General features: G+C 31.8%; 8 protein-coding genes and 1 pseudogene. 3 read left to right on the top strand and 6 right to left on the bottom strand.

Annotation, left to right across the window (positions count from 1 at the left end; translation table 11 throughout):
* Positions 1-46: 46 nt before the first annotated feature.
* From HCW_RS10010 to HCW_RS05125, 3 genes and pseudogenes are all read left to right on the top strand, one after another.
* Positions 47-1566, top strand: a pseudogene (locus HCW_RS10010) (MBOAT family O-acyltransferase).
* 9 nt (positions 1567-1575) lie between these two features.
* Positions 1576-2670 (top strand): hypothetical protein, encoded by a 1095-nt coding sequence (locus HCW_RS05130; protein ID WP_014661162.1) that lies wholly within the window; start codon positions 1576-1578, stop codon positions 2668-2670.
* Between the two features lie 108 nt (positions 2671-2778).
* On the top strand, positions 2779-3588 hold the full coding sequence (locus tag HCW_RS05125) for a flagellar hook-basal body protein (RefSeq protein WP_014661161.1): 810 nt from the start codon (positions 2779-2781) through the stop codon (positions 3586-3588).
* 741 nt (positions 3589-4329) lie between these two features.
* Here the strand turns inward: HCW_RS05125 and HCW_RS05120 are convergent.
* The 6 genes from HCW_RS05120 to rfaD form a co-directional block, all read right to left on the bottom strand.
* Positions 4330-6168, bottom strand: a complete 1839-nt coding sequence (locus HCW_RS05120) for an AIPR family protein (protein ID WP_014661160.1) — start codon at positions 6166-6168, stop codon at positions 4330-4332.
* 144 nt (positions 6169-6312) lie between these two features.
* Positions 6313-7413 carry a TdeIII family type II restriction endonuclease gene (locus HCW_RS05115; protein ID WP_014661159.1) on the bottom strand — a complete coding sequence of 367 codons (1101 nt, stop codon included), beginning with the start codon at positions 7411-7413 and terminating at the stop codon, positions 6313-6315.
* A complete protein-coding gene (locus HCW_RS05110) occupies positions 7400-9001 on the bottom strand; it encodes a DNA methyltransferase (RefSeq protein ID WP_014661158.1) in 1602 nt (533 codons plus the stop codon). The genes HCW_RS05115 and HCW_RS05110 overlap by 14 nt, the downstream gene beginning before the upstream one ends.
* 39 nt (positions 9002-9040) lie before the next feature.
* Positions 9041-9616, bottom strand: a complete 576-nt coding sequence (gene gmhA / locus HCW_RS05105; RefSeq protein ID WP_014661157.1) for a D-sedoheptulose 7-phosphate isomerase — start codon at positions 9614-9616, stop codon at positions 9041-9043.
* The gene (rfaE1, locus tag HCW_RS05100; RefSeq protein WP_014661156.1) at positions 9609-11000 is read right to left on the bottom strand and encodes a D-glycero-beta-D-manno-heptose-7-phosphate kinase; all 1392 of its coding nucleotides are present in this window, start codon (positions 10998-11000) and stop codon (positions 9609-9611) included. Before rfaE1 ends, gmhA begins: the two co-directional genes overlap by 8 nt.
* On the bottom strand, positions 10997-11989 hold the full coding sequence (gene rfaD / locus HCW_RS05095) for an ADP-glyceromanno-heptose 6-epimerase (protein WP_014661155.1): 993 nt from the start codon (positions 11987-11989) through the stop codon (positions 10997-10999). The genes rfaE1 and rfaD overlap by 4 nt, the downstream gene beginning before the upstream one ends.
* Position 11990 lies beyond the last annotated feature (1 nt).

Raw genomic sequence — 11990 nt, 5'->3', positions numbered from 1 at the left:
TCCGCTATAATCCTTATTTAATTCATCTCTTACTTAAGGCAATATTTTGTTATTTAACACTCCCTTGTTTATCTTTGCTTTCTTACCTATTGTCTTTTTTATGTATTTTATCTTACAAGCTTATGTAAAAAACCCACTATTTCCTAAATTATGGCTTGTTCTATCAAGTTTATTCTTTTATGGTTTTTGGGGTAAAAAACATTTGCTTTTACTTTGTGGCTCTATTGTTTTTAATTATTTGATTGCCTTAAAAATAACTCAATCTCATTTAAGAACACAAAGAAAAATGTTGCTTATCATAGGTTTAAGCGCTAATGTTTTACTCTTAGGCTTTTTTAAATACACGGATTTTTTCTTACACAATCTTAACGGAGTATTTAACAGCCATTTTGAATTATTACACTTAGTCCTACCTTTAGCCATTAGCTTTTACACCTTACAACAAATCGCTTATTTAATGGATACTTATAAACATCATAGGCTAGCCACCCACGAGAGAGAGAGAGAGAGAGTAAAAACGCTGGCGTTTTATTAAAAACCTTTAATTTTTCACATTTCTTAGATTATGCTTTATTTGTAAGCTTTTTCCCTCAACTCATTGCTGGACCTATTGTGCATCATAAAGAAATGATGCCTCAATTTATAGATAAGAGCAATCAATTTTTAAATTATAGAAATATAGCCCTAGGGTTATTTATTTTTTCTATAGGCTTGTTTAAAAAAGTTGTGATTGCGGATAATATCGCTCATTTTGCAGATTTTGGATTTGATAAGGCTACTAGCTTAAGCCTTATCCAAGCTTGGATGACTTCTTTATCTTATAGCTTTCAATTATATTTTGATTTTAGTGGGTATTGTGATATGGCAATAGGCATTGCCCTACTTTTTAACATTAAGCTCCCTATCAATTTTAATAGCCCTTATAAAGCTCTCAATATCCAAGATTTTTGGAGAAGATGGCATATCACACTAAGCAGGTTTTTAAAAGAATATCTTTATATCCCCTTAGGGGGTAATAGGGTGAAAGAAATCTTTATTTATAGAAATTTAATCGTGGTGTTTTTAATTGGGGGGTTTTGGCATGGGGCTGGTTGGACTTTTATCATTTGGGGATTATTACATGGACTTGCACTCAGTGTGCATAGAATATATTCTAATGTAGCTAAAAGATTTCATTTTGTTATGCCAAAGATTTTAGCATGGTTTATCACCTTTAATTTTATCAATATGGCATGGGTGTTTTTTAGGGCTAAAGATTTGGATAGTGCTTTAAGGGTTTTAGGGGGGATGATTGATATTAAAAGTCTTTTTAAAACGCCTTTTATCCCAACTATAAAAACCGATTTAATGAGCCTAGACATTCACAATCCCCTTTACTTAAAGACCCTACTCATTATGCTATTGATAATTTGTATAGTTGCTTTTTTTAATAAAAATAGTGCCATGTTATACCAACAAAATGCAATCAATATGCAAAAAACTTTACTGACTTGCTTATTGCTTGGTATTGGACTTACTTGCATGTTTTTCAATACTAAAACAAAATTCATATACTTCAATTTTTAGGCTTTAGTTATGGAAAAATCGTATAAAAAGTATGTTGCTATTGTAGTAGGTTTTATTGCAATACTTATTCTAACCCCACCACTATTTGTTTATGCTATAGATCCCTTTATGTTTTTTAGAAAAGCCAACTATAGGATAGACTATAGCACAGAACAAGATGAGCCACTACTCTTTGATGCCCTAAACACTTATTACCCATTTGATAATATTATAACCGGCTCTAGCATTAGTTTAAATATCAATTTAAACGAAGTAGAGGATATTTTATACCTAAAAAAGCCTATCAAGTTTGCATTAAGTGGAGCTGAAATTTCGGCAATTTTACCTTTTTTATCTCTTGTTACCCAAAAAAGAACTATTAAAAATATCGTAATGGATTTTTTTGTTCTGCGTCAAACCAAGAATGGACAGCGTTTTCCAGCTTTTATGGAAGCAAGAGGATATCCTTATTTTATACGCACCCTAGCCTATCTATATTATCCACCTGTTTTTAAAAAATCACTTTACTATTTCTTTCACAATTATTTGCATATTGATTTTGATATTGACTTTTTTAAAAATACGCCTATGCGACATAAATTTATCGACTATCCAATGATGTTTAAGATTGAGGGAAGTAAAAATAACCCCCAAGAAAATGTAAATCATATGATAAAAACATATCTTAAACATAACTATGATTTAGCATATTTTCAAGAGAAAAAACAGCAACACCTCCAATGGGCAAAACAACTAGAAGATTTTGTTAAAAAGCATCCTAATATACACTTTATCTTTTGGATCGACCCAGAAGCTATGTTAGCTTATTATACTTACTATCGCCAAGAAACCCTAAAAGACAATCTGACTTTTGAGGGCTCTGTAGCTAAAAATCTATTAAAATATCCTAATGTAGAAATCCATGACTTACGCACTATGCCTTTAACAACCAACTTGCAATGCTATTTAAATGCTAGACACTTAAGCATAAAATGCACCACACAAATCCTAAAAGCTATTAAGAGCAAAAAATATTTATTGAATGAAAACAACATTGATTTATTCAATCAAAAACTCATCAAAATGATAGAAGACTATCAAATCCCTAAAGAAATTCACAATTAAAAAATAACTTCTTAAAATATTGATATAATAAGGGGATTTTATAACCCCTAGCAGAAAATCAATACACTTACTTGTCATTCATACGGGTTAAAATTAAAGGGAGTTCATATGCAAAATGGATACTATGCTGCCGCAGGTGCTATGGTTACACAATTTAACCGCCTAGATTTAGTCTCTAATAATTTGGCTAATCTCAATACCAATGGCTTTAAAAGAGATGATAGCATTACAGGTGATTTTTTAAGATTGTATCAAGAACATAGAGACCAGCTCCCTCTAGAAGACCAAACCAAAGAGGCAGCACAATATCTCAATCGCAATCTTAATCGTGTGCCAATTTTATCAGAAATCTATACCGATAAGAGCCTAGGAGCTTTGCAACAAACAAATAATTCTTTAGACTTTGCTCTCACAAGCCCTAATTTATATTTTGCTGTAGAGACCCCACAAGGTATTGCTTATACAAGAAATGGGGGTTTTAGCATTGATAAAGAGGGCTTTTTGGTTACCCAAGATGGCTTGAAGGTGCTTTCACGCTCTGGATTAAATGAAAGTGGAGGCATTATGATGATGTCTAACGCACAAATTGAAGTGGATAAAAATGGCAACATTAATTTTAGGGATAATAACGAACTTATTCAAGCAGGCTCTCTAGCCTTAGTGAGTTTTAGCGAACCTAAAATGCTTAAAAAAATAGGGCAAAATCTCTATACCTATGAGAGCAAAGGGATTGAAAATGTGCCTAATTCTGGGGCTTTAAGACAATTTATGTTAGAAAAGAGCAATGTGAATGCGGTGCGTGAAATGGGTGCACTCATAGAAATTAACCGCATGTTAGATATGTATTCTAAAGTGCTTAAAACCCATCAAGATGATATGAATGCTGAGGCTATCAATAAGCTTGCTACAAGAGCTTGAAAGTAGTTTATAGCATCAAAGCATTGCTGTCTAGTTAGACTATTTTTATTTTTAAAACTATTTCCAAGACTTCCCCATAAGTCAAATTACAGCCCAGCTCGAACCTTTTAAAATAATTGCCAATTTCTCAGCATACTTAAATACCCGTATTTCTAAACAAACTAGCAAGTTTCTATAAGTTCTATTACTTCCAAGAAAATCTCAAGAACCCTTCTGCCACTTTTTAATTTATTAGGCTTCTCAAATCTAGTATTACTACTATCTAGCGATTGCAAAGATTTGGCTCATAGAATTTAGCTCATTTAAACTATATCTTATTTGACTTGGTAGTTTTAATATTAATTAAGTAAATTTTATTTTAATAACTTTATAAACAATATCCACTTTCAGAAATTTAACATCTTTCATGCAATTTTGACTGATAAACTTCTCTAATTATTCTAATCTTTTCTTCTTTGTTGGGTTTTGTGTTTGCAATCGTCAAGTCATCTATCGTTGTCTAAATTTTTTGTTACAACTACTTTTAGCTTATTTGCATAACGGTTTTCTGTTGTAATTTGTTAACCCTAAGATTATCTTTTGCTAAGATGATACTATGAGTTTAAAAATGAATAAAAGCATGCAAAGCCAACCTGTTTTATTTAATAATTTAGCATGAAAAGGCATAGCAATCAGCTCTAGCCTACAAATGACTTCTCAGACTCTCTTTAATCACCTTCTCAATAGATTACTTCTCATTGGTTAGTTAATTTCATTAACTATATCTTCAATATTTTTATTAAAATTTTCCTCAAAATTTTTGAATAACTGCTCTCCTCGTTGGGTCTTATCCACAGTTCTATACAAGATTTTTTCTTTTTCTCTGGTATCAATATCTATAAAATCCGGATACTTTTCTTTAAGGGTATCAATTAAGTAATCAACAATCTTGTCCATTTTACTTTTATCATTTAATTGATATAGATTTGAATAAATACTATTAATCAATTCATCTTGTTTTTTTAGCTCATCATTTGTCAATTCTTCAAAATTTTTCTTCACTTTATCTTTTACAAAGTATTTTTCTAAATTATCTATCTCTATATCCTTATTTATAAATTTATAGAGTAAATAGAATACATGATAACGCATTCTAGAAAAATGTGGGTGTTGCATCTCAATATATTTGTTTAAAGCCTTGTATAAAGAAACCACTATTTGATATAACTTGATAAGCCTATCCTCAAACACTATATCAAGCAAAGCACTAGTAGTTTTATCAAAATAACCTGAAACCTTATGGGGGAGATACAAAACAGAAGAAAAAAATGCTCGTAAAACATCATCTATTTTCACAATATAATCCGCCTTATTATCATTTTCCTTAGCATTTTGTCTTTTATACAAAAAGGTCTTTCCCTGAAATCTTTCTTTAGCTAAAACATTTTCTAAATCCTTTTGAATATCATTTATAGATACCAAATCTTTTTCAGAAATACCATTTTGGGTGTTTGTTCTAATAGTTATTTTTTCATATTCATCATCGCTGGCCTTGATTATTTTAACAGGAATTTTTACATTACTAATATTTAAAGAATGTTCTTTAAACACATTGTATATGTTATTTGCTGTTTGACATCCGTTCACAATATTAACTGGAGCTACAATAAAGCTTCTTGTAGCTTCGCTTGTATCTTTAGTTGTTATTGTCAATCCATTATTGTATAGATGAAATTTTTTGGGCTCCTCTTTTAATGTTTCTTCAATCTTTTGATTCACTTCCGTATTACCTAAATACAATCTAATATTATTTTTAAAAACATCAGGATAGAGAATCCTTTTGTTATCAGTTTCAGGAGCAATACAATTAAGTAATTCTTCTGCACTTAAAAAACCTATTAAATAATTATCCTCCAATTTAGCATGTGATTTATCAATAATTAACTTATAATCATTAGAAATAAATTTTTCATACAAATTTTGTAGTTTCAGTGAACCTTCTAGCCTTATAGACGCTTCTCCATACTCGACATATCTATTTTTAACATATTCTATATCTTCACACCACTCCTCTCTCAAACGTTTAATATCATTTTCATTCTTTTCAGTGTAAAAAGTCAGCACAAAATCAAAAACTGCTTCTGGATTATCATTAAGGATTTCTCGTATGAAGTTAGCTAGCATCTGTAATTCTTTTTGCTTCTCAGATATTCCCTCTTTTTTGATTAGTTTTATAGGAATTTCTACAAAATTCTTAAAATCTCCCAATTTTGCATGACTACTTTTTTTAACTTGAATAAGGTGTAATTCAGCCCTATTTTTATTCTTTTTAATCTCTTCATTAATTTCATCAACATTATCTTTTGCAGAATATATCTTATTTCCAACAAGCAAGAAAAATGCATCTCCGCCCTCAGCAGCTCCCAATGAAATTTCTTTACCTATTGTTGTTTTTTGATTATAGGATTGACTAGAACATTCAAAGCAATGCATGGAATTAACAAACCATTCAAATTTTAAATAATCTGATTTTTCCTGATCTGCTTTGTCAAAATTATCATTGATAAAATTTCCTACATATCGTTCCAACTTGGTTTTCATATTTACTTTCCTTTCACAACAGGTTAAATTGCTAATTTTCATACAATTGCATGTTCTTACCAGGAACTACAATTCGGGTATTCTATCAGTTTTATGCTTAAATCTGACAATTAGCAAGTCATTATGTCGGTCTATTTAAAAACCTCAATCTTCTGCATTTAATTCTTTCTGTCCTCTTGACACCAACCCTTTCAATTCATTATATCTATCAAACCCATACACACCTTTTTTGCTCCCATTATTCTCAAATATTTGCTTATTGTATATTCCTGTCAATTTTTGATTTCCTCTTATTCTTTCCTTAATAATTGAATCATTTTGTACTAACTCTAATTCAGAAATCAAAAACCAATTTTTTAAAATTTCTTGATATTTTTGATAAGAACGATTAGAGGTATCCATAAGGTAGCAATAATTATTTATAAAATCAGTAGTTGAGATACGATTAATGATTTCTAAAATTTGTTCCATTGTTTCTTTTTCACCAGATAAGAGATCCCAAAATTCTTGAGCCACTAAAATCTCTTGTTTATCAAAATACTTGGTCATATTGATAATTTGTTTTAAAAATTTATCTTTATTAAAACCACTTACTTTTTCGGTTTTTGGGTTAATAGTTGGGTCAAAAGGAAATCCTATGTAAAACTTAATTTCCTTATGGGGAAATTTTTTAAACAGGGCTGCCTTCCCCTCTAATATTTTTTGCTTTTCACCCCTCATCTCACCGGAATTTGGCTTTACAGACTTTAACTCAATAGCATAAATGGCATTATCATCCTCAATAAAAATATCTGCTGAAAAATCCATCGCATCAATTTTTGAATCATCATAATCACAAAACAACAATTTATTTTCATAGTCCAAATCAGGTTTTTGAGCAGAAGTGCTTAAATTAGCGATAATTTGAGCAATATTGCTCCTTTGAGTTTGTGATATTTTTAAATTGCCTAGTCGCTTAGAAGTATATTCTCTTTTTTCGCCATTACTGATATGATGAGCAATATTTTCAAAAAAAGATTGGCCAAGTGTTGTGTTAAATCCATGCATCCAACTGCTTAATGAAATAAAAAATTCCATATCAGAGGCTTTAGTGCAAAATTCATCTTTAAACGCATTTAAAAAAGCTGTATGAAAAGGTGCATTTCTATTTAAAGAATACTCGTTAGGAAAATTATCAAATCTGCTAACAAGTGTCTTAATAACTTCTATAGCTATTTTTTCTTTCACGCTTTCATTTAGTGCCATTTGCTTCCTTTAGATGAAAAATAATCTCTGCATAAGCGGATTTATCAATTTCCGTGCGATTTAATACGGGGCGTTTGTATTCTTTGATAATTTGCATATTAGCTTTTTTTGCAATTTCTTTATAGAGATTAAATTTATCGTTTGCTACTAAAAATATATCGTAATCAATTTGTAAATATTGTTTTACATTATTTAAAACTTGTGCTATTGCCTCAATATAAGATTGTTTTGCAAGCAAACCTTGTCCCTTAAATAAAGGACCAATTTCTAAGTCATCATTTCGCTCAAAATTAAATAAATCATAAGCGTAGGCATGTTGATTGTGATAATCAATCAATCCCACGTAAGGCGGGCTGGAAAAAATTCCTCTAATTTTTTGCTTTTTAACCAATGTTGCCAATTCTTCATTTTCTTTTTCAATAGCCTTGATTATATCAATCGTTCTGCTGTCGCCTTGTAAGCAAATTTGCACAGCATCAGTTCTTAAAGGCTGAAATTCTTTCAAACGCCTTAAAGTATCTTTACAATAACGTTCCCACCAAGAAATAATGGAGAATAAGGGCTTACAAATTTTACCGTGTTTTTTACAATAATAAGGTTTTATGACAGGCTCTTTCAAAGTAGCCAAATCTGAGTGAGTAGTAGCACGACAACTCCTTAAAGTGCGGCTTAATATAACACTAATGATTCCTTGAAAATGTTTATTTTTAACTTGTTTTAGCTCTTCAAAGACAAAGTCTATCTCTTTTTTAACAGGCTCTAAATACCATTGCCCTAAAAAAGAGTTGGTATCATCTTGTCTAATTTTCAATTGATATTTTTGCTGTAATGCTTTAAAGATTAGATTGAATTCTTGCTCTTTAATTAAAGCATATTCTTTTTCATTGATTTGTTTTTGTCTCACCTTAATCTTAAATTCTGGCGAGGGAAAGTACTGCTGATTAAAAGCATTCAATTCTTCTAATAATTCTTTTTCAAAAGCTAGATTTGAATTTTTTAAAATATATTTTTTTAAAGAGTTAGTTACTTTTTTTAATTCATTATCTAATTCTTTCAGATCAAACTCTTTGATTTTCGCATTTGAAATGAGCGCATTAAATGAGCTAATATCTATACCCACAGCATGCATGCTTAGCTCATTAGCCTGAACTAATGTTGTGCCACTGCCACAAAAAGGGTCCAAAATGATATCGCCCTCTTTAAAAATAACCTCCTTTTTAAAGTTGTCTGTATGACTATCTAAAAAATACTCCACGAGCTGAGGAATAAATTTACCCTTATAGGGGTGTAATCTATGCACATGTTTTGTAGTGTCTTTTTCTTTCAAATGTTCAAAAGATAAATTCCAATTTAAATCATCGCCCAATTTAGTTTTATAATCGTTTTGCCTTCTATCTTTATATTGCTGATAATACCGCACCAAATCCTTTTGAGCTATGAAGGTCTTCTTGTCAATTTCATACCTTTTAATTAGTCCATATTGAATTAGGTATGAAATATTAGAAGAGGTAACATTCTTATTCAGATATTCGCTTGCAAAAACACTCGCTTGTTTTACACTCAGAAATCCATCTGTTTTTCTTGTCAAAGTACCCTACCTAATAAAATCATAATAAAATAAAAAAATTTAATTCTTATTTGCAAAATGCCTTTCAATACAATCGCACAAAATGTGAATGATAAGAATATGGATTTCTTGGATTCTTGGTGTATCATTGCTAGGAACAATAAGGGTTATATCACTCAAAGCTTTCATCTGCCCACCATCACGCCCCACTAAACTAAGAGTTCTAACCCCTAAATCTTTTGCTTTTTCATAAGCCTTTAAGATATTTTTGGAATTTCCGCTCGTAGAAATCCCTATTAAAACATCTTTTTGCACTCCTATTGCTTCTAATTGTCTAGAAAACACTTCTTCGTAGCCATAATCATTCGCAATGGCGGTGAGTGCTGAAGTATCCGTATTAAGGCTTATGGCACTTAGACCCTTTCTCTCTAATTTGTAACGCCCTGTTAATTCTGCAGCAAAATGTTGCGCATCACTCGCACTCCCCCCATTACCACAAATAAGGATTTTCCCTTGATTTTCTAAGGTTTCTATCAAAAGATGCACACTTTGAGTTAAAGTTACTTGCAAACTTTGTAAGCTTTTTTCTAACGCTTCTTTATGGGCTAAAAATTCTTGCTCTATTAGATTAATCATTGTATGTCCTTGTAATTTTTTCTATAATTTTGCTTGTAGAACGCCCTTCTTCAAACTCAATCAAACGCACTTCTTTGGCAAATTCACTCCCTACTACTTCTTTATTGAGATAATCCGCTCCCTTAACTAAAATATCAGGCTTTATGGCTTTTATCAAATCTTTTGGCGTGTCTTTTTCAAACACCACGATATAATCCACACATGATAGGCTAGCTAAAAGAAATGCCCTATCTGTCTCACAAACTATAGGGCGATGATCTCCCTTGAGATTTTTTATAGAATTATCACTATTCAGCCCTACAATGAGAATATCCCCTAAAGCTTTGGCTTTTTGCAAATAACTCGCATGCCCTTTATGAAGAATATCAAAACAGCCATTGGTGAAAACAATTTTTTGCTTGGTGTGTTCTAAAATTTTTAAAAGCTTTTCTAAAGAGATGATTTTAGGGTGGGTTTGATTTAAAATTAAAGCAACTTCTTCTAAACTTGCTAATGCACTCCCCACTTTACCTACCACTACAGCCGCAGCAGCATTGGCAAACTCACAAGCTTCTTTAATATTCTTTGTCTCTAATAAAGAGAGCATTAAAGATGCAATCACTGTATCACCCGCCCCCGTTACATCATAAACTTCCTTAGCAATCGTGGGGCAATTAATAAGCGTGTCTTTTTCTAAAAAAGCGATGCCTTGTTCGCTTAAAGTTACCAAAGGAATAGCAATGTGGTAAGTTTCTGCTAAGATTTTAAGAGCTTTTGATAAATTCGTATGGCTATCCAAATTCAAATGAAGAGCTTGCTCCAACTCAGCACGATTAGGCGTAATCAAACTCGCATAAGAATATTTACTATAATCCTTTCCCTTAGGGTCGCATAAAATAAGTTTATGGTGCTTGTTACCTAGAGCAATAATTTCTTGAGTTAGCTCAAAATCTAGCACGCCCTTATTATAATCTGAAAGGATAATGCCATCAATTTCTTTGATTTTTTCTGTGATAAAGTCTAAAAGGCGTTTTTTTAAAGTAGCATTTAGGGGTTCCTTATTTTCCTTATCCACACGCACAATTTGCTGATTTTGTGCGATAATGCGAGTTTTTAGCGTCGTGCAACGAGTGCTATCGGTTAAAACACCTGTAGTCTCAATATTTCTTACTCTTAGAGCATTAAGAAAATGCTTACCTTCCAAATCATCTCCTACTACCCCACATAAAAAAACTTTTGCTCCTAAAGAAATAAGATTGTTAGCCACATTAGCCGCTCCACCTAAATTCTTGCTCTCTTTTTTGACTTCCAAAATGGGCACAGGGGCTTCAGGCGAAAGGCGTTCACTCTTCCCCCACAAATAATAATCTGCGATTAAATCCCCTATGACTAGAATTTGTTTCATGCGTGTTGCTCTTTAAAAAAGGCATGAATATGAGGCAAATAATCTTCAATACCAGATTCTAAATCATATAGTGGGGTATAGCCCAAATCTAGTGAAGTAGGTTCAATACTAGCTTGCGTATGCTCTTGGAAAAAGCTATAAGGATTTTTAATATAAGTAACTTTAAAGTCCCCCAAACGCTCTTTTAAAATTTTTACAATATCATTATAACTTCTTGCTTCTGAATAGCCCACATTATAAACCCCACTTTTTTGGGCTTTCATCGCTTTTACATTCGCTTGAATGACATCTTCAATATAGACAAAGTCCCTTAATTGCTCGCCAAATTCAAAAAGCTTGACTTCTTTAAACTCCATTGCTTGCAAGGCTAATTGTAAAACCATAGAAGCCGTTTTTTCTTTATAAAATTCCCTAGTTCCATAGACATTAAAGTAGCGTAAGCCTATTTGAATGTTGTCATTTTGATTAGAGCGGATATATTCGTCCATGCAAAGCTTGGAAAACCCATAGACATTCTCCGGATTTTCACCAAACCCTACTCTATTTGGGGCTTTGGTGTTGCCATAAGTGCCTGCTGAAGACGCATAAATGACTTTAGCCTTTTTTCTATTAGCAATTTCTAAAAGCCTTAAAAAAGCTTGATAATTTGTTTTCATCACTAATTCTTGGTCTAGCACTGTAGTGTCAGAAATAGCCGCTTGATGAAACAAATAATCAAAATGCAAATTTTCTAAACGCCTTAAATCTAGGGGGTTGTTAATATCTGCTGTGATAATTTCGCCCTTAAAGCCGATTAAATTCTTAAAATGCCCCAAAGAGCTTGGGCGATGATTGCTTAAAAGTGTGTTGTTACGAAATTTATCTAAAACAACTACTTTAGCTTTAGGGTGGTTATTTTGAAAATAAAAGGCTAAATTACTGCCTATAAAGCCCGCTCCACCGGTAATTAAAATGGTTTTATTTTCTAGTTCACTATCAATATAGCGCATA

The sequence above is a fragment of the Helicobacter cetorum MIT 00-7128 genome (genome assembly GCF_000259255.1).
GTDB lineage: Bacteria > Campylobacterota > Campylobacteria > Campylobacterales > Helicobacteraceae > Helicobacter > Helicobacter cetorum_B.
The sequence above is the reverse complement of the archived record's forward strand: the minus strand, read 5'-3'. Positions and strand labels throughout refer to the sequence as shown.